We start from the raw sequence: 23,255 nt of genomic DNA on the forward strand, positions 1-23,255 counted from the left end.
GTGAATCCTATCTAAAAATCAGTAAAAAAACTACGTACATCCATTGAAATACGATGGGAATCGTAAAAAAACAACAAATCTCATGAATTATAGAATAAGAAGAATTTAATCTATTAATTCTTCAAAAAAATGCTTTTCCCCATCAAAAAATGCTAAAAACCTAAATATTAAAAATCAAACACTATACTTCTATTATTGTCAGATACATCCCCCCAAATACTTTTATTTAGCAAATCAAAGAGGGAGAAAACGCCTCTTCAGCCTTCTTTCCTAATAACATCCATTACCTTCGCCCAGTCCTATTAAAGTTGAAAACCGAAACTAAAGAGCACAAAAAGGACAATGTAAATCAATGAATATCAAAAAAACAACACTGACGAGTCTATAATATAACGTTACAATAGCGACTTTTATTGTGTAGCAAATAGGATAGTACATGACACCTTTGAGCGCTCTTTTAATCGAGCACATTAAATTACAAGTTGCTTTCGCACTAGAAGAAGACTTAGGTGCTGGAGACATAACGGCTCAACTAATCCCTCAAGATCAAGAAATTATCGCGCGGGTGATCAGTCGTGAACCAACTATTTTATGCGGGCAACCTTGGGTCAATGAGGTTTTTTCCCAACTTGACAGCCAAGTAAAACTTGAGTGGCATAATAATGAAGGGGACTCACTAGAACCTAACAAGCCCTTTTTAACTATTAAAGGCAACGCAAGAACTATTTTAACGGGCGAACGAACTGCTTTAAACTTCTTACAAACTCTATCCTATACTGCCACCATCACTCATCAATATAGTCAAATTGTTGCAGGTACCCAATTAACCATTCTTGACACACGAAAAACTTTACCAGGAATGCGTCAAGCTCAAAAATATGCAGTCACGATTGGCGGCGGACAAAATCATCGAATGGGTCTGTACGATGCTTTTTTAATAAAAGAAAACCATATAATGGCAGCAGGATCAATTTCCAACGCCGTTTCAATGGCTCAAAGCATTGCTCCTGGTAAAACGATAGAAGTTGAAACTGAAAACCTGGCCGAAGTAGCTATGGCAGTTAACGCTGGCGCAGATATTATTATGTTAGATAATTTTTCTTATGAAGATATGGCCAAAGCAGTCTCAGATTTTAAAGGACAAGTGAAATTTGAAGCATCCGGCAACATGGACAAAGAAAAACTATTAAGAGTTGCTAAAACAGGCGTAGATTTTGTCTCTATTGGTGCTTTAACAAAACATATTCAAGCAATAGACCTGTCTTTACGGGTATCTCAGGAAATTTCATGAAAGATAGTATCTTAGTTATTAATTGCGGAAGCTCTTCTTTAAAGTTTGCCATATTAGCCAATGCTGGACAGGAAATACTTGTTGAAGGGATTGCAGATAGGCTTGGATCTAACTCAACTGAAAGTACCATTACATTCAAATATGATGGTAAAAAGCAAGAGATCCTACTTGACGATGGCAGTCACAAGAATGCTGTTGATCAAATCAAACATTGGCTAAGTGCTCATCCTTCTATAGAAAATGCTTTAGTTGGCATCGGCCACAGAGTTGTACATGGCGGAGAAACATTTACTGAATCAGTCCTAATAAACCAAGAAGTACTTGAAGGAATAAAAGATTGTTCAAGATTTGCTCCTCTTCACAACCCAGCACATATAAAAGGGATTGAAGTGGCTTTCGAACTTTTCCCAGGATTACCTCAAGCCGCTATTTTTGATACTGCATTTCATCAAACTCTGGCTCCAGAACAGTTCCTGTACCCTATTCCAATGAGCCTCTACAGAGATCATAATTTTCGTAAATATGGCTTTCATGGCACCAGCTATCGATTTATTAGCCAACGTTTAGCTGAGATTTCAAAAGATAGTGATCAGCAAGGCGTTCTTGTTGCCCATTTAGGAAATGGTGCAAGCACTTGTGCTATAAATAAAGGCCAATCATCTGACACCAGCATGGGAATTACACCATTAGAAGGTCTAATGATGGGAACCCGTTCCGGCAGCTTAGATCCGAGTTTAATATCCTTTATCAGTCAAGCTGAAAACATTTCAGCTGACGAAGCCCTTGATATTTTAATTAAAAAAAGCGGGCTATTAGGCGTATCTGAAATTTCAAATGATTGTCGTACATTAGAAGAAGCAATGGCATCAGGTGATCAAAGAGCCAAGCTAGCCCTTGATATGTTTGCCGCTCGTACTGCTAAATATTTAGCTAGCGTGGCGACGACACTAGAAAGTATTGATCATTTAGTTTTTACTGGCGGTATCGGAGAAAACTCTAAGTATCTACGCCAAGTCATTTGTAATAATTTGAAAGCATTTAATATTCACATAGATGCGACATTAAATGAAAGCGCACCTCGTGGTGTAATATCTAATATTAGTGCAACAACCAGCAATACAAATGTTTGGATCATTCCAACAAACGAAGAGCTAATGATTGCCCTAGACACCATTAGCTTAATTCAACATTAATCGAAACTGAAAACCTATAACGGACTAATTTAGGATTTATAAAATATGTCAATTAATGTACTCATGACTGTCCCTACAGGACCCGGTGTTGGCTTGACATCTGTTTCAGTCGGCCTAGTTCGAGCGCTAGAACAGCAAGGTTTAAAAGCCAGTTTTTTCAAGCCAATTGCTCAACCTCAGCCGGGAGATAAAGGGCCAGACAAATCAACAGCCATGGTCGCTCAGGGCTCTACACTAACACCTGCCGAACCAATTCCTTTACATGAAGCTGAACGCTACCTTTACAACGACAACATTGATGAATTGATGGAAGAAATCGTCGGCCGTTTCCAAGCTAGCGTAGAGCCTGATTCAACCGTTATCGTAGAAGGCCTAGCACAAATAGCAGGTCACCCCTATGCAACCAGATTAAACAAAGCCATTGCAAGAACACTTGACGCTGGTCTTGTGCTAGTTACAGCACCAAATAATATGCGTGTAAACGAATTAGAACATCATGTTGAAATTGCTGCGGGATCTTATGGTGGAATTAAAGCGGCAGATGTCATCGGCTGTATATTAAACAAAACCACACCCGGCTCATTAGGCGTCAAGTCTTACGGTGATCTTTTTGCACAGCGCGGTATTTTTAAACGCAATTTCAGTTTGCTTGGTCAAATACCAGCAGCGGACGAGTTAACCTATCCCCGCGTTAAGGATGTAGCAGACTTTTTAAATGCTCGCATTATCAATGCTGGGGAGATTGACTCCCGCAGAGTGCAGTCCTATACCTTATGCGCTCGTGGTGTTGAAAATATGCTCGAAGCATTACGCCCAGGTGTATTAGTTTTCACTCCAGGTGACCGTACTGACGTGATCATGGCAACCGCTATTGCCGCATTAAATGACATCAAAATTGCAGCACTTGTTTTAACCGGTGGATATCAACCGAGTGAATCTTTAATGTCGCTTTGCGGCAAAGCTATGGCAAAAGGCCTGCCCGTTTTATCAGTTGAATCAAATAGCTGGGAAACTGTAATTAACATGCAGTCTTTCAACCAAGAGATACCCTTAGATGATAAAGAGCGTGTTCTCATGGTAAAAGAGCATATTGCTCGCTGTATTGATCATGATTGGATCAACTCCTTTGCGATGAATCAGGAGGAAAGAAAACTTTCGCCACCAGCATTCCGATTCCGCTTAATTGAACTTGCCCGCTCTCTTAATAAACGTATTATTTTGCCTGAAGGTGAAGATGTCCGCACCATTCAAGCCGCATCTATCTGTTCAGAGCGAGGTATTGCTCGCTGTACCTTATTAGGGAGTGAAACTGAAATTTTACGTATTGCTCAAAATAATGGTATTGAATTAGATCATGGTGTCGAAATTATAAACCCTGTAAATATTCGAGAACGCTATGTTGCACCTATGGTTGAACTCAGAAAAAATAAAGGTTTAACCGATATTGTTGCTCGCGAACAATTGGAAGATAACGTTGTTCTAGGCACTATGATGCTACAAATTGGGGATGTTGATGGATTGGTTTCTGGCGCTATTCATACGACAGCGAATACGATTCGTCCTGCACTCCAACTTATAAAAACATCACCAAATGCAAGCTTGGTGTCTTCCGTCTTCTTCATGTGCTTACCGGATCAAGTACTCGTATATGGCGATTGCGCCATAAACCCAGACCCAACCGCTGAACAGCTTGCTGAAATAGCAATTCAGAGTGCGGATTCAGCAACAGCTTTTGGCATTACTCCTAAAGTTGCCATGATTAGCTATAGCACGGGTGGATCAGGTATTGGTAATGATGTTGATAAGGTTCGTGAAGCAACGGCTATTGCACAAAACCTTCGTCCTGATCTTTTAATTGACGGGCCATTACAATATGACGCAGCGATTATGGAAAAAGTAGCTAAGCAGAAAGCTCCGAACAGCAAGGTTGCGGGCAAGGCGACTGTATTTATTTTCCCAGATTTAAATACAGGAAATACAACCTATAAAGCCGTTCAAAGAAGCGCGGATGTTGTAAGTATTGGCCCTATGCTGCAAGGCATCCGTAAACCTGTAAATGATTTGTCTCGTGGTGCATTAGTAGACGACATAGTCTATACAATCGCTATCACAGCAATTCAAGCTGGGCAGAAAGAGAACATATAAATAGCAAACCAATGTGAGTGTCATTTTTCACTCACATTGGACATCTTGCTTAATGGCTATTACTATCTAAAAGCGCTCATTCATTTGGAGGTCATTATGTCAGGCAGTCTTCCTCATACCATTGCAATATCAAGTCATACTCCAGCAAATACCACTCAACCTGGGTACATTCCATTTGATTTACGTTCAGATGAAGATACAAACATGGCAGCCCTTAATGCCCGTAATGCAAAGGCATCCAGTGATCATATCGTAACTATATCAGAGCAAGGTCAGGCACTTTCACAGCGAAAGCAAAAGAAAGCAGACGAAGCTAAAACCGACAAATACAATAAACTTTTAAAAGAGTTAGAAGAAGAGTTTATTGATGATGACCTTTCTCTACAAAGTCATGCTAACAAAAAAGACATTAAAACAAATTACGAAGAAAAAACACCAACAGGTGACTATCTCGATCAAATCATTTAATCTCATATTTAGTAACGAAAATTTATTGGCAGGATGCTAATACTCAACAATCTTCAAGGAGTGAAGAATGCTACTCTCTCGCCTAACAATACGAGGTTTTACGCTATTGGAGTTAATGGTTGTTATTGCCATTATTTCTATTTTAGCTAGCCTATCTGCACCGACATTTACCCGACAAATATCTAAAGCAAAATTAATCGAGGCACAAAACCTAGCAACTCAACACCAGTCATTAGTGGAAGAGTTTATTCTTTTGTACGGATATTTTCCAAGTACAAGTGATTTTAATCTTATTAAACGCTCCCTGCCCGACGACTCCATAGCTAAATCCATTACAGTAGACAACCAGAATAATAGCACTGGCAATATCACCTTAAAGCTAAACAGTAACACCGGGATAAGTGAAGACCAATATATACAGTACACCCGGGATGAAGACAGAAACTGGAACTGCACCTCTGACCTTGATGCCAACATCCTCCCTACTCAATGCAAAAGTATCGTAGGAGAAGAGGAATGACGTTAGAAGAAATTATTTCCAATGCAATTACTAGCCAAGCTACAGATATCCATATTGAACAAACACCAATAGGACTTCATGTTTACCAACGTAGTTATGGACAACTCAATAAAGTCGCTGATTTACCTCAAGGTGGAAACCTCATTAATCGAATTAAAATGCGTTCTAGTTTGGATCTATCAGAAACAAGAAGGACTCAAGAGGGTCAGTTTTTATTTGAGGAAAGAGATAGAAGCACTTTTATTAGAGTCAGTATCATTGCAACTGTGAAAGGAGAAAAAGTTGCCATGAGATTACTTCCCGAAAAAAGTCGATTAGCATTAAATGAAATAGGAATACAACCAAATCTTCTCAGCACACTGCGTTCAGCATTAAACACTCCATGTGGTTTGATCTTAGTTTGTGGTGCCACTGGTGCTGGTAAAAGTACAACGCTTTATTCATGCCTTGATACCCTTAATGATGGAAGAAAAACAATATTCACCATTGAAGACCCTGTCGAATATGAAATCCAAGGGTTATTTCAATGTGAACCAAATCAAGCCATAGATTTGGATTCTGCCTCTCTCTTAAAATCATTCCTAAGGCAGGACCCTGATGTCATCATGGTTGGGGAAGTTCGTGATGCATTGACGGCTAATCTTGCAGTCAATGCTGCATTAACAGGACACCTAGTCCTTGCTACTCTACACACAAACTCCGCACTTGATGCAATTCACCGATGTCATGGTTGGCAAGTTGATTTTTTCTCCCTAGTAAGCTCATTAAAACTTATAATCCATCAATCTATGCTTTATAAGACAACCTCTCAATGCCCAATATTCAATGGGCTATTACCCTTATGGAAAGACACTTTACCAAAAGATTATGACCACTTAATTTCCTTACCTTCTCTCTGGCAAGCTTTTGTCCATCATGACGATGGAGAACAAAATGCCTTGGTTTAAAGTTAAAAAACAAAATGGTGAGGTTAATTACCACTATGTATTATCTAAAAAAAACCTTTTTTTGATGCTATTAAAAATGGGAATTGGCAAATATCCATTATTGAGTGGAATCCTAAAAAGTTAGACTATAAAGCCCTGCTTACTTTCTATAAGGAAATCCAAAGTGCTTTAAAATCAGGATTACAACTTAACCAAGCTATTTCCCACCTGGCTTTATCTTCAACACACTCGACTATCGCTACTGTAAGTAAGGCTCTATTGGATGAATTAGGGCGAGGGGCGCTGTTTAATGAAACCTTAAGTAGGCTAACTGATCAATCAACAACCCCTTACTGCCAATTATTAAATTCCCAAGGGACAAGAGAAGATTGTGAAAAGAGCTTAAGCCTATCTATTGAACAGCTCAACACCCTACTCAATTGGTCCCAACGCTTACTCAAAGCCGTCATTTACCCTTTCTGCATCATTCAAATCGCACTTATTATCATGATAGTCAATAGTGCATTCCAACCAATAGCTGTAACAACCCGTTTTTCGTCACTAATTATCTCTATCAGTCTATATCTACTATGCAGCCTAATTCAGTTGTTCATTATTCATAATCTGCATAAGGGAAATGCTTGCCATTGGCTAGAGAAATTCAGTGATAACTTTCGTTTAACGAAATTATTCTCTCTATTAAGTACTAGCAGGAAAACAGGACTAACTCTACAAGACGCATTGAAAAGCATGCCTGAGTACTTTAAACATACACAGATAAAACAGGACATTCTAAAAATCTATTACACACTCAGACTAGGTCAAAGCTATGCAACTAGCTTTCCAATTAAATGGTTCCCCAATGAATCAGCCATCGCTTTACATTCTGCCGCTCAGGATGGAGATATAGAAAGAGCATTAAGCCTTGCAGCTAGAGAGCATGAAAAACGTTGGCAAAAAAATATTTCTTTACTCGAAAAAATAATTCCTGCGTGCTGCCTTTTTGTTGCTGGAGGCTTTGTCACTTCCGCTCTAATTTCTTTGTACGCTCCCCTATTGGAAATACCAAGATGAATAGAACATTCTTTGAATTAGTCTTATTTATAATTTTCACCTTGAGCCTAGGGAGCTACTCAGCCGTATTTACAGTGCGATGGCCGGCAAAGTACTTTCATTTATGGAGAAAAGAAGCTCATAACTTACTGTCTATACCTTTTATCTTTAGCGATGAAAATGCCATTAGAACAACAAGATCACACTGCATTCACTGCTCACACTTATTAAAATGGTATGATTTAATTCCTATATTTAGCTACTTATTACTTAAAGGAAAATGTCGCTACTGTACAAAATCTATTTCTTATCGATATCCATTCATCGAGACATTACACCTATTCTTATGCTTACCCTTATTTTGGCTCTCTTTCGATATTCCTTCATTGATATTACAAAGCATCCTAATTAGCGCTCTAATTACTGCGGCCATTATTGATTTGGAGCATAAACTTATTCCTGATGAATGCTGTATCCTCGTATTGATTTGCGCCCTCTTATTTCACCTAATAACTAGAACATTAGAAAGCAGCGTACTAGGAATGCTTGTAGGTTATTGCTCTATTTATACTCTACATCAAGTCTATATAATGCTCAGAGGGCGAGAAGGAATTGGTTTGGGGGATGTAAAACTCATTTCAGCACTCGGTGCGTGGCTTAGTATTTCAAACTTAGCCCCCTTACTACTTTGTGCAAGCTTAACTGGAATCCTATACACTATAGTCTTTAATAAAAATGGTTCTGAACAAATCGCATTTGGTCCATTTTTAATCTTTTCAGGAATAATAGTGTTTTATTTATGATGAACAATACTACTCCTATAATTGGCCTTGCCGGCGGCATAGGTTCAGGAAAAAGCACAATTTCAAAGTGTTTCAATGCAATAGGTATTCAAAGTGTTGATGCTGACGATGTTGCTAGGCTTGTGGTTCAACCAGGGTCAAATTGCCTTCATCAAATTCATCAACGCCATGGTGACCACATTCTTTTAGAAGACGGTTCTTTAGATCGAAGTGCTCTTCGTACAATTATATTTAACCAACCGGAAGAGCGATTATGGCTTGAGTCAATCACTCATCCAGCCATACGAAAAGAAATTCAAATACAACTTGGCAAGACGTCATCAAAATATGCACTTCTTGTTCACCCCTTATTATTTGAAACACAACAAAATGCAATTTGTCAGCTTGTGATTGCAATTGATGTTCCAAAAAAGGTTCAGCTCCAAAGAGTGATGACTAGGGACAAAATAAGCCAAGAAAATGCAGAAAAAATTATTGCAACACAATTAAGTAATAGTGAACGCATAAACCAAGCAGATCTAGTCTTGGAAAATTCTGGTAATATTGGCGAAATGAATGATAAAGTCATCAGATTACATGAAAAAATTTTAGAGTTATTAGTATGTTAAAGAGTAATACCGTAACCTTAGTTGCTTGTCCGACGTGCAAAAAAATCGCCTTGGTCTCAGGAAAATCCTGATAGACCATTTTGTAGCGCAAGATGCAAACTCATCGATTTAGGAGCCTGGGCAAGTGAGTCTTATTCAATACCGCAACAAACATCTGAAGAAGATGAAATTTTTTCCGAAGATCTTATTGTTGATGCAAATAAGTCTTTTTTATAACAGCTAAACCTGGAATGTAACTATTTATGGCTCAACTAGATTTCTCTAAGAAAAAAGCATTACTTATAGAGGACATGGCAGAAGCACGAATCATGCAGCGAAAAATGCTGACAGATTTTGGGTTTACATCCATTGATATTGCTATGAAAGCCGAAACGGCAATTGAGTTACTACGGAGTAAATCTTTTGATGTGATCTTATCTGATTACAATCTAGGTAACGGCAAAGATGGTCAACAACTTTTAGAAGAGGTCAGGCATTCAAAATTGATTCCGAATACGGCCACCTATCTGATGGTGACTGCAGAAACATCTATCGAGATGGTAATGGGCGCGATCGAATTTCAACCTGATGGTTATATTACTAAACCTTTCTCTCAAGCAATTTTACAACGTCGCCTAACTAAATTATTAGAAACAAAGGAACGCCTTTATGACGTTAATATTGCCCTTGATTCAAGCGATTATCACGGAGCTATCTCTGCAGCTGAATTAGTTATTGAAAAACACCCTGCTTTAATTGGCAAATGTGAAAGAATCATTGGAGAGAGCCTTCTAGAGTTACAAGAATATGAAAATGCGCTTTCTTCATTTGAAAAAACGCTGAAAGACAGAAAAATGCCATGGGCATTATTTGGAAAAGCTAAATCCTATTTCTTTATGGATAAATTGGACAAAGCAGAACAATGCTTTCGCCAATTAATGCTTGATAACAGATTTTTTGTCAGTGCTTATGACTGGTTAGCAAAAATACAATTAGCTAAGGGTGACCCTGCCTCAGCACAAGAAACCTTAATTGAAGCTATTGGTCGATCACCTAAAAATATATTACGTCAAATGGAATTAGGCCGAGTTAGTTTTTTATTAAAAGATACAATGGCAGCAGAAATGGCTTATAGAAGAGCTGTTTTCTTAGCAAAACACTCATGTTACAACACGGCCGAACCTTATATTTGTCATTTAGAGTCACTTGCTAGAATCGCTGATGAAGGTCCTTTATTACCTCGTCAGAAGGATAACTTTGACAGTACGCTTAAAAAAGTCCATGAATTATTTTTTGAAGATCCCGCGGACAAAGCAAAAATATACAGTTATCAGATAGATATCTATTTAGCTGATAATGACATTCTAACAGCCAGGCAAATATTTGAAGCCTGGCTTAATCAAGTACAATCTGGCGGTGCTATTGCACCAACTAAACAACAGAGCTCTACTTATCTTAAAGCATTTGAAGGCCAGAAATGAAAAAACTAAATATTAGTACTATTCTTGCTAGTGCTATACATGAAAGTAAAAATCAAGTTGGTACACTTTTGTACCAACTACAGGGATTAAAAGACACAATAGACAACAAAGCGTCAAGTCGAAATAAAATAGTCTCAATTGAAGAGTCTTTGAAAAAATTAAACGATGAATGGGTAGAGTATTTATACCTTTATCGGCTTGCGTCTGATGGCTATGAGTTACATATCGATACTTTTTTAATGGATGAATTTTTAGATGATCAAGTATTTGCTTTGCAGCCTTCAGCTCAGGCCAAAAATTTAGAACTAAATTATGTATGCGATTCCAGTTTAACTGGTGTATTTGATGAACGACTCATGACTGCGGTAGTTGGAACAGCCGTATACAATGCATTTCGCTTTGCAAAATCCAAAATTCTTATTCAAGCCAAAAGAGAAGGTCAATTTCTCATTATTTCGATAGAAGATGACGGCAAAGGATTTAACAACAGCTCAGATAACGATTTATCTGAAGACTTTATTGAGGCGAATACTGGTTTGGGATTATATTTCGCGGAGCTTTCTGCTACTGCTCACACAGTAAATGGAATTCAAGGCTTTATCAAAAAAGAAACATCAATCACTCTTGGTGGTGCAAGCCTAACAGTGTATCTCCCCCAATCAGAATAATACTATTCAAGCCCTCTTAAATATTGAACAAGTAACTTACCAGCGTCTTCAATGTGCGCTCTCAAATAAGTAAGCGCAGAACGCTTATCTTTAGACTCAATGAGCAAAAGAAGTGACTCATGTTGTTTTTGACTTATCTGACGATATCCTAAAGGCCCATATTGAAAGCCAAGATAACATACAGCCTTCTTATTCAAATCTTCCACCACTCTCTGAAAAGTTGGCCTGTCTGCAGCTTGATATAAAGCACTATGGAACCCCCAGTTGAGTTCACCTTTTTTTAATAGTGTTAAATTTTCTTCATCTAACTTAGATAAGAATACTTTCGCACTTTTAAGATCCTCACTACTGATTTTATCGAATGCCATCTCAAACAGCAGACACTCTAATTCTACACGCATTAAAGAAATATCTTCAGCTTCTTTCCAATTTAAAATGGGAATCATAACGCCTGCTTTTCCATGAGGCACTAACCAACCTTCTCCTTTTAACGATAAAAGAGCATCTCTTATTGGAATTCTACTGACATTATAACGGCTCGATAACTCCACTTGTCGGAGAGGAACACCTCTTGGCAATTGACTATTTAATATATCCTCTTTAATTTTTCGGCTTATATCCATGCAAGACCTACTTACTTAATTTTAATTTTTAATATTAAGAGACAAGCAACACCGAATAAAATCCCCCAGAATGCAGAAGCAATACCACCAAAAGAAACCCCAGATACAGTTACGAGAAAAGTAACCAATGCTGCCTCTCTATTGGTATCCTCCTCCATGGCTGCTTTTAAATTCATACCGATCGTTCCCAGTAAAGCGATCCCAGCCAAAGCAGCAATCATAGTTGCTGGAAAAATAGAGAATAAAGCAACAACTGAAGTACCTGCTACTCCAGCAATCGCATAAAAAACACCAGCAGATAAACCTGCTATGTATCGACGCTTAGGATCCTTATGACACTCCTCACCAGAACAAATCGCCGCGGTGATCGCTGCAAGATTGAAAGCAAAACCACCAAATGGTGCAAGTACAACAGAAGTAAATCCCGTCCAACTAATCAATGGTGATACTGGTGTTTCATAACCACTACTACGCATTACCGCAACGCCAGGTATATTTTGAGACGTCATGGTAACAATATACAAAGGAAACCCTATTCCGATGAGAGCACCAAAATTCCATTCAGGAGAAACCCAAATCAGAGAGCCAATATTGAAAGGTATATTTGATAAAAAATGCGTTTCAGAGCGACTCAATACAAAAACAACACCAACCATTAAAACGAACAAAACAGTATAACGAGGTATAAAACGCTTACTAATCAAATAAGCCAGCAACATTGTTCCAACAAGAAAAACATCACCCATCATTGAATCAAAAATCGAAACCCCAAACTTAAATAAAACACCTGCGAGCATGGCACAAGCAATAGGCAAAGGTACCAAGCGCATGACCTTATCAAATAAACCAGACACACCTGTCAGTACAGCTAACGCGCCTGCGAAAATAAATACGCCAATTGCTTCAGGATAAGTAATAGTACTCAAACTCGTAGCAAGTAATGCAGCTCCAGGTGTAGACCAAGCAGTAATAACAGGAGATTTATACCATAAAGATAGGAAAAAACAGGTTGCCCCCATACCAAAACCAAGAGCCATAATCCAAGATACAATCATATTAGTGTCTGCACCGGCGGCTTGGGCGGCCTGAAAGACAATAGCTACTGAGCTTGCAAAACCAATTAGTACAGCGATAAAGCCTGCGACTATAGCACTTACACTCATATCATTTACTATTTTGAACACAGCGTTATTCCTTTAAATATTTAAAGCATAATCACTATATTCGAAAACTTTTGTTTTTGTATACATTTTTATAATGATATTAGGAAAAGCATTATTAACTTAACATAAAACCAATCAACCCAAGCGCAAATCCCATCACAGCACCCATTGGTGGTGCCCAATGTTTTTCTAGTACAACTTTAGGTGCAATATCTTGAAATACTGCATATAAAATTCCGCCTGAAGCGAACAACATAATACCAGCAATGACTGCTGGCCATTCAGCAAGCCAGATAAACGCAATAGTTCCTGAAATAGGACCACATAAAGCAAGAATGAAAAAATAGAATACAATTTTATAGGAAGAATAATTCGAAGAGCTCTTTAGCTCTCGAAAAGCATTGAAACCTTCTGGTAGGTTTTGCATAGCAATAAGTGCTGCTAACAATACAGCTTCTGATCCACCTAAAGCGATAGCTGCACCTAGTGCTAAGGATTCTGGAATAAAATCCGCCAACATCGCCACTAACTGACTCATTGATGTTTTGCTTTTTGATAGTTGGATATCAAGTAGCATGAATGCGATGCCGCCTAATAAAAATAAAATAACAGAAGACCAAGGAGAAAATTGTTCGATTCCTTCTGGCACTAATACTAAAGCAATGGCAGACAATAATGCCCCACCGCCAAAAGCCGTAATACCATGTATTAATTCATCCTCTAACAATACTGATTTGATTTTCTCAAAACGAGCAAGTAGCGCTCCTGCAGGCATAGCCAAGCCCGCAAAAAGTGTTAACAAAATAACGCTATATAACGAATCCATACAACTGACACTCAATATAATTTAAATTGAATTATACAGTCATTACCAATAGAGCTTCTATTAATTGTGGTTCGTACTTAATAGAAGCTCCTCGCTCTTAGCTATTGGCCAAGGTAAGCATTTAAAAACGCTTTTGTTCGCTCCTCTTGAGGTTGTGTGAAAATGGCTTCCGGTTTACCCTCTTCCACAATAGCGCCTTTATCAAAAAAGCACACTCTGTCACTAATTTCACGAGCAAAGTACATTTCATGAGTTACAAGTAGCATAGTGAAGCTTTCTTCTTTAACAAGGTTACGGATTACATCCAACACCTCATCCACTAATTCTGGATCCAAAGCTGATGTAATCTCATCTAAGAGTAATATAGATGGCTTCATAGCAAGAGCTCTCGCAATCCCTACTCGCTGCTTCTGACCGCCGGATAAATCATTGGGGTAACTATCCGCTTTATCCGCCAAACCAACAAGCTGAAGCAATCTTTCTGCTGACGCTTCGGCTTCGTCTCTGGAAATACCTTTAACTCGCATCGGTGCTTCAGTAATATTACGTTTGACTGTCATATGCGGAAACAAATTAAAATGCTGAAAAACCATACCAAGGTGATTACGCATTTTATGCAGGTGTTTGTTATTTGCAGGGACATATTGCCCTTGCCAAGGCATGTGCCATAAAGATTCACCCGCTATATTTATATAACCGCCATCAATCCCTTCTAAGGTCATCAATATCCGCAACAAGGTGCTCTTACCAGAACCACTTGGTCCAATAATAGAAACGATCTCGTTCTCTTCGACTTTAAAGTTAAAGTCACTAAAAATAACGGTTTCACCAAAGCACTTTTTTACATTATGAAATTCAATTATAGGTGTGCTCATTTCAAACTAAATCCTTCTTTTGGGAAACGCCTTTCAAGCTGATGGATACCAAAAGCGGCTAAAAGACTAAACACTAAATACATAATTCCGACTAGGGTAAAAGGTTCTAAATATCGAAAGTTCTCAGAACCAATGATTTTTGCCATCTGTAACATTTCTAATAAAGTAATAGCTGACAGCTGTGGCGTCTCCTTGAACATAGCAATGATGTAATTACCTGTCGCAGGAATCATTGGACGAATCGCCTGAGGAAGAACAATGTCTTTGTATGTATCTAACTTAGATAAATTTAACGCTCTAGCGGCTTCCCATTGACCTTTTTCAATGCCATCAATACCGCTACGAAAAACCTCAGATAAATAAGCCCCATAATGAAGACCTAGAGCAAACACCCCAGTAACCAACGGAGACATGCTGATGCCAAATTCCGGCATAACATAATAAAGGAAAAATATTTGCACCAACAAAGGAGTGCTGCGGATGAACTCAATAACCCAGAAAATACTTACCCGTATTGTTTGACTTGAATTGCGTCGTAATAAAGCAAACACCAACCCCATAACAATGGCAAAGATGCTGCCTAACAATGTAGCCAATAAGGTAACTTTAGCGGCAGATAAAATGATAGGAAATACTTCCCATGTGAATGCCCAGTCCCAATGAAACCCACTCATGAATGAATCCCTCCACGACCTAACCCCTTACTAAGATGTTTTTCTAAACGTTTAATAAAAAACATCAAACATTGAGCCATCACAAAGTATAAAACTAAAACAACGCCAAAAATCTCTCCGACTTGTAATGTTGTATCTGCTAAAGATTTTGCTCTAAATGTTAAATCACCAATAGTAATCAGTGAAACCAATGATGTCGCTTTAACCAACTCAATGGCTAAATTACCAAACGGTGGAATCATATTAACAAGCGCTTGAGGCATGATAATGCGCCATAGTCTTTGAGTAGCAGTGAAATTCAACGCTATTGATGCCTCAAATTGTCCTTTTGGAACAGACTGAATTGCACCTCGAACAACTTCTGTTCCATAAGCCCCAATATTCAAGCCTAATGCCACAACCGCCGCAGTCATCGCATCAATGGTGATACCAAAAAATGGCAACACGAAATAAATCCAATACAGCTGAATTAATGCGGATGTACCGCGAAAAAACTCAATATAAAAAATTGCAATTTGTTTGAATGGTGCAGAAGCATAAAGACGAATTAAACCAAAGCTAAATGCCATAAGTATGGCGAGAGGCAAAGCCATCGCTACAATTTCAATTGTAACAACAGCCCCTTGGAGTAATACGGAGACAATCTCTCCAAATTCCATGTATACAATTCCCTAGTATTATTGGCACAATTGCTTAGCGGTCATACTGCCAGGTGAAGTATGCTTACCAAAACCATAAGTCTCTACCATTGCAATATGAGACTCTGTATCAATAAAGTTCTTCAACTCTCCATTAAAAGCATCACGTAATGCAGTATCTGCTGGACGGAAACCAAAGCCACCGTATCCTTTAATAGATTTACCTTTAATCATAAGAGGAGTAAAAGGCTGCGCTAATTCAACACGAGTATCTTTCTGAGCTAAAGAAGCCATAGTCAAACTTGTACCTGCAAGGGCATCAATACGACCAGACTTAAGAGCTGCTACACCTGATGGATAATCTGGCAATGTCACAATTTTACTAAGTGAAATACCAAAATCACGAGCATAACCATACTCAACGGAACCAGACATCACACCTAACTTCACAGACTTATCTTTAATATCATCGTAACCATTTAGAGCTTCTGGATTACCGTTCTTAACCAAAAAGCCTTCACCGATACTATATGTAGGATTGGAGAATAAGATCTGCTCGCAGCGTTTCGGCGTAATGTACATACCTGCCGCGATGACATCAAAACGACCAGCTCGAAGACCTGGAATCAAGGAACCAAATTCAGTTACAACAACATTTACGTCTGCTACTCCTAAATTATTCAGAACATGCACGGCAATGCTCGGCGCCTCACCTGCAGGCTCTCCATCTGGAGTGGTATAGCCATAAGGAACTTCATTCGCGACACCTATCGTCACAGTACCTTCCTCTTTTACCTTATCTAACGTAGTTGCTGCTACAGACACAGAAAAAAGTGCAACTGCAAAACTCATTAGAGATATAAGATATTTCCTGGGTGTTTTTTTCATAATAAACCTCATGTTCCTTAGAAAAATGAATAAAAAATAGAAATAAGTCCGTTAACACTAAATAAAACAAACCAAACATTCAATCATTATTTAGATCTGTAATCATTAGACAACTTATTATAATCTCCATTTTCAGCTAATTATTGTAGGATCTATTGCAAATTTTTAGGAAAAGAGCATCAGGAAATAAAGATTACTAACTCTTAAAAATAACAAAATTCAAATAAAAAAATACCAGGCAATGCCTGGTATTAAATAAGAACGTAACCTTTGATTTAAACGCTAACCTTAGGGAGAAACTTACTTTATCGTCAAAATGGGTAACTTAACTCGCACCATTAAGCCATGGGGAATTGAATCATTAAATGAAAGTGCACCTTGGTATTTATCGACAATATTTCTAACAATAGACAGCCCAAGACCAGCACCTTCGACTTCGCCAGAACGAAAAAAACGTTCACTGAGTCTTTGTTTTTCTTCTTCGCTAACGCCTTTGCCTGCATCTATTACTTTTAATTCGACTTGATTCACAGACTGAGTCCAAACCACTTGAATAGTTGACCTTTGAGGTGAAAACTTAATCGCATTACTAATCAAATTTTGCAGCAGTATCTCAATATGATTCGGCTCAACATAACAAAACCAAGCCAAGTTATTGTCTACATCTAGGCTAATTTCAAGCTTTTTCTTCCAGGCTAAAGGAAGGATATCTGCAATCATTGATCGACTGATCGCAATTACATCAACCTCTTCTTTAGTAACTTTTTTCTGATGTTCAAGCCGAGCAAGCACAAGCAACTGCGACACAATCCGAGTTGATCGATCAACTCCAGATACAAGCTGAGCTAATGATCGATTTCTCTCTAGATCATTGTTTGCTGATGCTGCATTTTCAGCATGAATTCTTAGAATACTCAATGGCGTTCTTAGTTCATGGGCGGCATCCGCTATCCAGCGCTTTTCCCTTTCCATCAACACATCAATTTCCATAAGAAGTCCATTCAAGGCCGTTTTTACAGACACTAACTCTTCAGGAGCATAAATCATTTCGATGGGTTCTAATTTGGTTGGAGTGATTTTCTGGATACGCTGAGCTAGTTGTTGAAGCGGTTCAAGTCCAAAACCAACAGCAACCCAAACAAGAACTGCCAAAATTGGCCACGCTAATATTTCAGGAAAAAGAGTTTGAAAGACGATTTGATCTGAAATTTCACCTCTGACATCAGAACGCTCGGCAACAATTACTTTAATATTGCCAGTCACTTGATTTAAGCTAAAAGTACGCCATTGGTAATCATTGGCTATTGCATCGCCGTAACCAAATGCCCCTTCTTTCTGATGAAACAATACCATCGAATCCGAGGCGATCTTTAGTTTATCATCGACCCAGATCTGATAAAAAATTTTACTTTCGTATTTATGACCAACAGATGAATCAGTATTAGCCTCATCGATTAATAAAGGCGATATGATGTTTTCATTCGAATCTAGTTTTTCAATACTCTCAGACAAAGTAAGCAGTAGACGTGCTTGCTGAGCCAATCGAGCATCGAACAACTCTTCCACTTCATGATTTGCAAACAACAAACCTATCACCATGATGGCAATACTTGTCATGGTAAAAAGGAACATAACAAAGAAAAGTGTTCTTCGTCGAATTGAGCCTAATAGTTTTTCTTTAACTCGCTTCTTGATCGACCACATAACCAATGCCTCGTATGGTGCGAACTAATTCTGGGAACAGCTTTTTACGCAAATGATGGATATGCACTTCAAGCGCATTACTTTCCACGTCATCTCCCCATCCATACATCAATTGCTGTAGAACATCGCGAGTAAAAACATGTCCAGGCTGACTCACAAGCTCGTGCAACAAAGAATATTCCCGACGAGTCAAATTGATGTCTTTATCTTGATAGGTCACTTTGTGACTTGCTGGAAAAAGTACAAGCCCTTTATAGTGAATTTCACTAATAGCTCTTCCGTAACTACGACGCAATAAGGCTCGCGTTCGGGCTTTCAACTCAGTTACATCAAAAGGTTTCACTAAATAATCATCAGCACCAAAATCCAAACCTGCAACTCTATCTTCCAAGGCGTCTCTGGCAGTAAGAATCAAAACAGGCACGTTATTATTAGAGCGAAGCTGCTTCAGCACAGCCAAACCATCTAGTCTTGGCAGACCTAAATCCAATATCACCAAATCAAACACTTCGTTAGCTAATGCTTCCAAGGCATGAATACCATCATGAAGTAAATCGACTGTATAACCTTCACGTTTAAAAGCAGTAACAAGGCCATCCGCTAACGAGAGATCATCTTCTACAACGAGTATCCGCAAATCCATCCCTTCCTTCATAAGTTTGCCAAGGTCGATTGCAGCATGTTTTTAAACTGTGCTAAATCCATTTCACCTTGGCGCACATTGATCAAATCACCAGTAGATGAAAAGAATAACAGAGTTGGCGGTCCGAATACGCCATACTTTGATAAAAACGCTTGTTGATCTGTTGTATTTTCAGTGATATCAAGTTGCAGAAATGAGATGTTATTTGAATAAAGTTTTAGATCTTCACTACTAAAAACCTCTTTTTCCATTTCCAAGCAAGCGGTACACCAATCTGCATACATATCTAAGACAACTACCTGTCTATTTGTTTTAGCTTGCTGCATGGCTTTTTCAACCAAGGCAACATCTTGCATACGATCAAACAAAGGCTTTGCTTCAACGAAACTCATTCCATTTGATACTGAAGAAAAATACCCTAACGGTTTATCTAAACTAGGCTTACCTGCTAATCCAGAGGTTAATAACGCAGCACCATAGATGAATAGAATTAACGCTAAACCTTGTCGAGTTTTTCCCCAACCGCTATTAACTGAGTGAAACGGTGAAAGATGAACGGCATAAACAATACAAAGTAATGCCCATAAATACACACTGACTGTTTCAGTCACAATACGAGATACCAATGCGACAGCAACGCCCAACAAGATCACGCCAAATGCAGCCTTGACCTGCATCATCCACATACCTGCTTTTGGAAGATATTTCCCTCCACCTAAACCAACCAGCAGGAGAGGAATGCCCATACCTAAACTCATAACAAACAACACACTGCCGCCAAGAACGGCGTCTCCCGTTGTACTGATATAAATTAGAGCTCCTGCTAATGGCGCAGAGACACAAGGCGAAACAATTAATGCAGAAATAGCCCCCATAGTACCAACGCCAAGATAAGGTCCACCGACACTCTTTTGACTTAATTTATCTAACCTGTCACGTAAAAACATAGGTAACTGCAGTTCATAGAAGCCGAACATAGACAAAGATAAAAGAACAAATAATGCACTAAAACTAATCAATACACCGGGGGCTTGAAACAAAGCTTGAAGATTAAGTTGCGCACCAAAGATACCAACTAATACGCCAGCCATACTGTAAGAAAAGGACATACCCAAGACATAGGATAAGGACAAGAAAAAACCTTTTTTAGCCGTAATGTTTCCTGCTTGGCCTGCAATGATACCCGCTAATATGGGAATCATTGGCAATACGCAAGGCGTAAAAGTAAGCCCTAAACCTAGAACGAAAAAAGTGATCAATACCCAAAAACGATCACCGTTTAATAGCAGCTTAACCAACTGCCCCTCTTCACCTTCCGTTGATACATTCGTCGTTGCTGGCAAAGAAGTATTAACTGATTTAGTCTCTGCAGACGTAGCGACTTGCCTAATCCCAGACTTATCAGTAATTCCGCTAAAAGACACTGTCTTAGTTTGAGGTGGGTAGCACAAACCCGCTGCGGCGCAACCTTGATACGTTACTTTCAAATCGTCTATATTTTTATCGTTAGCATCAATCGCAATGCTCATTTTGTCATGAAATACATTGACCCAACCAAAGTTAGGATCATCTTTTTCCTCTGCTTTGGTTAAAAAATGAAACGATATCAATATAGTTTTTATCTTCTGCCGATGAGACTTTTACGCGTGATTCATATAAATAATAGCCTTCAGCAATATCCCAATGAATTTCTTTCTTTGCGCTATCAAGTTTTATTTTAAAGGCCTCAGACGGCTTCAAGAAGTCACTATTCGCAAAACTAGGAATAGCCAAAAATAAGGCCAATAAAGAAGCTACTAGCCATTTTATTTGTCGATAAGACATGAAAGAAGTCATCACTAAATATTCCTTAATATGCGTAGATTCACACACTATAAATACGCAACCTTAAGTGAACCTTATGTCATATCTTTTTATTCCTTAATTTTCCCTTAAGAATGGAACAGTACTATTTCCAGTATATCTTTTACTTGGAAGCAAGCCATGATCAAACATTCTAAACACATTTTACTAGCCGCCATATCTGGCTACCTTTTTTTATCTTCAACATTGTGGGCGAACAATTTAACACCATCAGCCACAGCTAAAGTAGCGCCACACCAAACAGTGATGCTGCCTGAGTACCAAACAAACAATAAAACGTCATTAGAGATGCAAAAAGGACAAGTACTACTAGTGGACTTTTGGGCTTCGTGGTGTGGACCTTGCCGTGAATCATTTCCTTGGATGACAAGTATTCAAGCCAAATACAAAGCTCAAGGTTTCAAAGTCATCGCTATCAATTTGGATCAGGAAAAGGACCAAGCATTAGATTTCTTAAGTGAATTCAAACCTGGTTTTACAGTGTTATTTGATACAGAAGCACAGTTACCTGAAGACTTTGAGGTTATTGGAATGCCAACGAGCTTTTTAATCGATCGCCAAGGAAAAATTAGAGCAACACATGTTGGATTTCATCAGAAAGACATAAGCAAATATGAATCCACTATTGCTGAGCTACTAATAGAAAAAGAGGAATAACCTATGCAAAGAATAATCAGTGTTATTAGTTTATTCACCTTACCAATAATCCTTGTAGGGTGCAGTGATGTAGGGATCAAGCCATGGGAAAGAGACATTCTTGCCCAGCAGGAAATGAATCTAATTAGTGATCCTATCGAAAGTAGTTTAAATGATCACATTTATTTCAGCAAAGAAGCCAGCAGTGGCGGACAAGGTTTTGGAGGTGGTGGCTGTGGCTGTAACTAAAAAAAGCAATAAGAATCGCGAATTAGCTCAGTTATTAACCGCTGCGAGCTGTGCACTTATTAGTGGTATACCTTCAAGTGTTAGCGCGGCGGATAGCTGGGATGTTGATTCTGCGTTCCTACTTTATTCAGAAAGTGACGGACGCGTCTCTGCCGCAGAGCCCGTCATTAGTGCCACTAAAAACTATGACGAAGAAACAAAACTCACGTTTAAAATTGCAGCAGATACTTTAACTGGAGCATCGCCTAATGGCGCTACGCCAAGTGACCATATTCAAACCTTTACCAGCCCTTCAGGTAAAGGTTCCTATAATACAGCCATTGGTGAGCAGCCTCTTGATGATACGTTCAAAGATACTCGCATTGCACTTTCAACCAATTGGTCTGCACCAATAGATCGTGATTGGGCATATAACGTTGGCGGTTATTTTTCTAATGAGCACGACTATCAGTCTCTTGGTGTAAATAGCAGCTTGTCACGTTATTTAAACCAAAAAAATACAACACTTACCTTGGGTTTAAATTTATCCAGTGACACAGTTAACCCTGAAGGTGGTGTGCCGACAGGTTTAGTACAAGTGCCACTCAATAATTCTGACAGTGAATTTACTCAGCGCACAGATTCAGATAATAAAAGCCTAATGGATGCAGTATTTGGCATCACTCAAATTATTAATCGCAAAACTGTCATGCAATTCAACTATGCATTAAGCACTAGCTCTGGATATCTAACGGACCCTTATAAGCTCCTATCTGTAATAGAGGATAGCGCTGGAAGTAACTATGGTGGAAATTACCAAAGTAGTGGATCAGACCTCTATTTATACGAAAAACGTCCGGATTCACGTTTAAAACAAAGCATTTATTGGCAAACAAAATATCAATTTGATAACGACGATATTCTCGATGTTAGTTATCGTTATATGTTTGATGATTGGGGTGTCAATTCTCACACCATCGATGCTAAATATCGATTCCGTTTTGATAACCAGTATCTAGAACCTCAACTTCGTTGGTACACTCAAAGCAAAGCAGATTTCTATCATCGTTATTTAAACTCTAGTGATTATACAAACACTGATTTTGCCAGTGCAGACTATCGCTTAGGTGATCTTGATACTTATACAATTGGTTTAAAATACGGCTATAAATTTGCAGATGAAACTGAGTTCTATACGCGATTTTCTCTTTATCATCAAGAAAGCTCTGGCGATAAAGGCTATGGAAAGTTAACTTCTCAAGAGCTTTATCCAGGTTTGGATGCTGCTATGTTGATGGTAGGCTATAAATTTTAAAGACATAAATCCTCTACCCTATTCAGTAGAGGATTTTCATCTAC

General features: G+C 38.6%; 25 protein-coding genes and 1 pseudogene. 15 read left to right on the forward strand and 11 right to left on the reverse strand.

What is annotated here, in order from left to right:
• Positions 1–436: 436 nt before the first annotated feature.
• From nadC to AC0L3Y_RS14815, 12 genes and pseudogenes are all read left to right on the forward strand, one after another.
• On the forward strand, positions 437–1,291 hold the full coding sequence (gene nadC, locus AC0L3Y_RS14760) for a carboxylating nicotinate-nucleotide diphosphorylase (RefSeq protein ID WP_473465395.1): 855 nt from the start codon (positions 437–439) through the stop codon (positions 1,289–1,291).
• Complete coding sequence (locus tag AC0L3Y_RS14765) at positions 1,288–2,484, forward strand: acetate/propionate family kinase (RefSeq protein ID WP_473465399.1); 1,197 nt, start codon at positions 1,288–1,290, stop codon at positions 2,482–2,484. Before nadC ends, AC0L3Y_RS14765 begins: the two co-directional genes overlap by 4 nt.
• 45 nt (positions 2,485–2,529) lie before the next feature.
• Complete coding sequence (gene pta, locus AC0L3Y_RS14770) at positions 2,530–4,629, forward strand: phosphate acetyltransferase (RefSeq protein WP_473465403.1); 2,100 nt, start codon at positions 2,530–2,532, stop codon at positions 4,627–4,629.
• A 96-nt stretch (positions 4,630–4,725) separates the two neighbouring features.
• The gene (locus tag AC0L3Y_RS14775; protein ID WP_473465406.1) at positions 4,726–5,097 is read left to right on the forward strand and encodes a hypothetical protein; all 372 of its coding nucleotides are present in this window, start codon (positions 4,726–4,728) and stop codon (positions 5,095–5,097) included.
• Positions 5,098–5,164: 67 nt separating this feature from the next.
• Entirely contained in the window at positions 5,165–5,617 is a 453-nt protein-coding gene (locus tag AC0L3Y_RS14780) for a pilin (protein ID WP_473465409.1), read from the forward strand.
• Positions 5,614–6,564, forward strand: a complete 951-nt coding sequence (locus AC0L3Y_RS14785; RefSeq protein WP_473465411.1) for a GspE/PulE family protein — start codon at positions 5,614–5,616, stop codon at positions 6,562–6,564. Before AC0L3Y_RS14780 ends, AC0L3Y_RS14785 begins: the two co-directional genes overlap by 4 nt.
• Positions 6,565–6,771: 207 nt before the next feature.
• Positions 6,772–7,617, forward strand: coding sequence for a type II secretion system F family protein (locus AC0L3Y_RS14790; RefSeq protein WP_473470638.1), 846 nt, complete (start codon positions 6,772–6,774; stop codon positions 7,615–7,617).
• Entirely contained in the window at positions 7,614–8,399 is a 786-nt protein-coding gene (locus AC0L3Y_RS14795) for a prepilin peptidase (protein ID WP_473465414.1), read from the forward strand. Before AC0L3Y_RS14790 ends, AC0L3Y_RS14795 begins: the two co-directional genes overlap by 4 nt.
• A complete protein-coding gene (gene coaE, locus AC0L3Y_RS14800) occupies positions 8,396–9,007 on the forward strand; it encodes a dephospho-CoA kinase (RefSeq protein WP_473465417.1) in 612 nt (203 codons plus the stop codon). The genes AC0L3Y_RS14795 and coaE overlap by 4 nt, the downstream gene beginning before the upstream one ends.
• Positions 9,001–9,223: pseudogene (locus tag AC0L3Y_RS14805) on the forward strand (DNA gyrase inhibitor YacG). The gene coaE and the pseudogene AC0L3Y_RS14805 overlap by 7 nt, the downstream one beginning before the upstream one ends.
• Positions 9,224–9,249: 26 nt before the next feature.
• Positions 9,250–10,467 carry a response regulator gene (locus AC0L3Y_RS14810; protein ID WP_473465421.1) on the forward strand — a complete coding sequence of 406 codons (1,218 nt, stop codon included), beginning with the start codon at positions 9,250–9,252 and terminating at the stop codon, positions 10,465–10,467.
• The gene (locus tag AC0L3Y_RS14815; protein ID WP_473465424.1) at positions 10,464–11,135 is read left to right on the forward strand and encodes a sensor histidine kinase; all 672 of its coding nucleotides are present in this window, start codon (positions 10,464–10,466) and stop codon (positions 11,133–11,135) included. The genes AC0L3Y_RS14810 and AC0L3Y_RS14815 overlap by 4 nt, the downstream gene beginning before the upstream one ends.
• Before the next feature lie 2 nt (positions 11,136–11,137).
• Here AC0L3Y_RS14815 and AC0L3Y_RS14820 read toward each other — a convergent pair whose 3' ends face one another.
• The 11 genes from AC0L3Y_RS14820 to AC0L3Y_RS14870 form a co-directional block, all read right to left on the reverse strand.
• Complete coding sequence (locus AC0L3Y_RS14820) at positions 11,138–11,758, reverse strand: GntR family transcriptional regulator (protein ID WP_473465427.1); 621 nt, start codon at positions 11,756–11,758, stop codon at positions 11,138–11,140.
• 11 nt (positions 11,759–11,769) lie between these two features.
• On the reverse strand, positions 11,770–12,942 hold the full coding sequence (locus AC0L3Y_RS14825) for a benzoate/H(+) symporter BenE family transporter (protein ID WP_473465430.1): 1,173 nt from the start codon (positions 12,940–12,942) through the stop codon (positions 11,770–11,772).
• 94 nt (positions 12,943–13,036) lie between these two features.
• Positions 13,037–13,747: a ZIP family metal transporter gene (locus AC0L3Y_RS14830; protein WP_473465433.1), complete on the reverse strand. Its 711-nt coding sequence runs from the start codon at positions 13,745–13,747 to the stop codon at positions 13,037–13,039.
• A 101-nt stretch (positions 13,748–13,848) separates the two neighbouring features.
• On the reverse strand, positions 13,849–14,622 hold the full coding sequence (gene ehuA / locus AC0L3Y_RS14835) for an ectoine/hydroxyectoine ABC transporter ATP-binding protein EhuA (RefSeq protein WP_473465437.1): 774 nt from the start codon (positions 14,620–14,622) through the stop codon (positions 13,849–13,851).
• Positions 14,619–15,296 carry an ectoine/hydroxyectoine ABC transporter permease subunit EhuD gene (ehuD, locus tag AC0L3Y_RS14840; RefSeq protein ID WP_473465442.1) on the reverse strand — a complete coding sequence of 226 codons (678 nt, stop codon included), beginning with the start codon at positions 15,294–15,296 and terminating at the stop codon, positions 14,619–14,621. The genes ehuA and ehuD overlap by 4 nt, the downstream gene beginning before the upstream one ends.
• Positions 15,293–15,955 (reverse strand): ectoine/hydroxyectoine ABC transporter permease subunit EhuC, encoded by a 663-nt coding sequence (ehuC, locus tag AC0L3Y_RS14845; RefSeq protein ID WP_473465445.1) that lies wholly within the window; start codon positions 15,953–15,955, stop codon positions 15,293–15,295. The genes ehuD and ehuC overlap by 4 nt, the downstream gene beginning before the upstream one ends.
• 18 nt (positions 15,956–15,973) lie before the next feature.
• On the reverse strand, positions 15,974–16,822 hold the full coding sequence (ehuB, locus tag AC0L3Y_RS14850; RefSeq protein WP_473465450.1) for an ectoine/hydroxyectoine ABC transporter substrate-binding protein EhuB: 849 nt from the start codon (positions 16,820–16,822) through the stop codon (positions 15,974–15,976).
• Between the two features lie 300 nt (positions 16,823–17,122).
• Positions 17,123–18,526 (reverse strand): ATP-binding protein, encoded by a 1,404-nt coding sequence (locus AC0L3Y_RS14855; RefSeq protein WP_473465454.1) that lies wholly within the window; start codon positions 18,524–18,526, stop codon positions 17,123–17,125.
• Complete coding sequence (locus AC0L3Y_RS14860) at positions 18,501–19,163, reverse strand: response regulator (protein WP_473470639.1); 663 nt, start codon at positions 19,161–19,163, stop codon at positions 18,501–18,503. The genes AC0L3Y_RS14855 and AC0L3Y_RS14860 overlap by 26 nt, the downstream gene beginning before the upstream one ends.
• A gap of 14 nt (positions 19,164–19,177) precedes the next feature.
• Positions 19,178–20,779 carry a protein-disulfide reductase DsbD gene (gene dsbD, locus AC0L3Y_RS14865; protein WP_473465459.1) on the reverse strand — a complete coding sequence of 534 codons (1,602 nt, stop codon included), beginning with the start codon at positions 20,777–20,779 and terminating at the stop codon, positions 19,178–19,180.
• On the reverse strand, positions 20,736–20,993 hold the full coding sequence (locus tag AC0L3Y_RS14870; protein WP_473465463.1) for a protein-disulfide reductase DsbD domain-containing protein: 258 nt from the start codon (positions 20,991–20,993) through the stop codon (positions 20,736–20,738). Before AC0L3Y_RS14870 ends, dsbD begins: the two co-directional genes overlap by 44 nt.
• A gap of 159 nt (positions 20,994–21,152) precedes the next feature.
• Here AC0L3Y_RS14870 and AC0L3Y_RS14875 point away from each other — a divergent pair, with 159 nt between their 5' ends.
• Genes AC0L3Y_RS14875 through AC0L3Y_RS14885 form a run of 3 tightly spaced genes read left to right on the forward strand, consistent with a single transcriptional unit; the run spans position 21,153 to position 23,211 of the window.
• Positions 21,153–21,689 carry a TlpA disulfide reductase family protein gene (locus tag AC0L3Y_RS14875; protein ID WP_473465466.1) on the forward strand — a complete coding sequence of 179 codons (537 nt, stop codon included), beginning with the start codon at positions 21,153–21,155 and terminating at the stop codon, positions 21,687–21,689.
• Positions 21,690–21,692: 3 nt separating this feature from the next.
• Positions 21,693–21,917 (forward strand): DUF4266 domain-containing protein, encoded by a 225-nt coding sequence (locus AC0L3Y_RS14880; RefSeq protein WP_473465471.1) that lies wholly within the window; start codon positions 21,693–21,695, stop codon positions 21,915–21,917.
• The gene (locus AC0L3Y_RS14885; protein ID WP_473465474.1) at positions 21,904–23,211 is read left to right on the forward strand and encodes a DUF3570 domain-containing protein; all 1,308 of its coding nucleotides are present in this window, start codon (positions 21,904–21,906) and stop codon (positions 23,209–23,211) included. Before AC0L3Y_RS14880 ends, AC0L3Y_RS14885 begins: the two co-directional genes overlap by 14 nt.
• Positions 23,212–23,255 lie beyond the last annotated feature (44 nt).

It is taken from the genome of Marinomonas sp. GJ51-14, from assembly GCF_055808695.1.

Bases quoted from the DNA above. Each gene is read 5' to 3' on its own strand.
- ehuA (WP_473465437.1), bottom strand. From the start codon at position 14,622: ATGAGCACACCTATAATTGAATTTCATAATGTAAAAAAGTGCTTTGGT.
- ehuB (WP_473465450.1), bottom strand. From the start codon at position 16,822: ATGAAAAAAACACCCAGGAAATATCTTATATCTCTAATGAGTTTTGCA.
- AC0L3Y_RS14775 (WP_473465406.1), top strand. From the start codon at position 4,726: ATGTCAGGCAGTCTTCCTCATACCATTGCAATATCAAGTCATACTCCA.
- ehuC (WP_473465445.1), bottom strand. From the start codon at position 15,955: ATGGAATTTGGAGAGATTGTCTCCGTATTACTCCAAGGGGCTGTTGTT.
- AC0L3Y_RS14795 (WP_473465414.1), top strand. From the start codon at position 7,614: ATGAATAGAACATTCTTTGAATTAGTCTTATTTATAATTTTCACCTTG.
- AC0L3Y_RS14780 (WP_473465409.1), top strand. From the start codon at position 5,165: ATGCTACTCTCTCGCCTAACAATACGAGGTTTTACGCTATTGGAGTTA.
- AC0L3Y_RS14870 (WP_473465463.1), bottom strand. From the start codon at position 20,993: ATGTCTTATCGACAAATAAAATGGCTAGTAGCTTCTTTATTGGCCTTA.
- AC0L3Y_RS14765 (WP_473465399.1), top strand. From the start codon at position 1,288: ATGAAAGATAGTATCTTAGTTATTAATTGCGGAAGCTCTTCTTTAAAG.
- AC0L3Y_RS14820 (WP_473465427.1), bottom strand. From the start codon at position 11,758: ATGGATATAAGCCGAAAAATTAAAGAGGATATATTAAATAGTCAATTG.
- pta (WP_473465403.1), top strand. From the start codon at position 2,530: ATGTCAATTAATGTACTCATGACTGTCCCTACAGGACCCGGTGTTGGC.
- AC0L3Y_RS14810 (WP_473465421.1), top strand. From the start codon at position 9,250: ATGGCTCAACTAGATTTCTCTAAGAAAAAAGCATTACTTATAGAGGAC.
- AC0L3Y_RS14815 (WP_473465424.1), top strand. From the start codon at position 10,464: ATGAAAAAACTAAATATTAGTACTATTCTTGCTAGTGCTATACATGAA.
- ehuD (WP_473465442.1), bottom strand. From the start codon at position 15,296: ATGAGTGGGTTTCATTGGGACTGGGCATTCACATGGGAAGTATTTCCT.
- coaE (WP_473465417.1), top strand. From the start codon at position 8,396: ATGATGAACAATACTACTCCTATAATTGGCCTTGCCGGCGGCATAGGT.
- AC0L3Y_RS14785 (WP_473465411.1), top strand. From the start codon at position 5,614: ATGACGTTAGAAGAAATTATTTCCAATGCAATTACTAGCCAAGCTACA.
- nadC (WP_473465395.1), top strand. From the start codon at position 437: ATGACACCTTTGAGCGCTCTTTTAATCGAGCACATTAAATTACAAGTT.
- AC0L3Y_RS14880 (WP_473465471.1), top strand. From the start codon at position 21,693: ATGCAAAGAATAATCAGTGTTATTAGTTTATTCACCTTACCAATAATC.
- AC0L3Y_RS14875 (WP_473465466.1), top strand. From the start codon at position 21,153: ATGATCAAACATTCTAAACACATTTTACTAGCCGCCATATCTGGCTAC.
- AC0L3Y_RS14855 (WP_473465454.1), bottom strand. From the start codon at position 18,526: ATGTGGTCGATCAAGAAGCGAGTTAAAGAAAAACTATTAGGCTCAATT.
- AC0L3Y_RS14830 (WP_473465433.1), bottom strand. From the start codon at position 13,747: ATGGATTCGTTATATAGCGTTATTTTGTTAACACTTTTTGCGGGCTTG.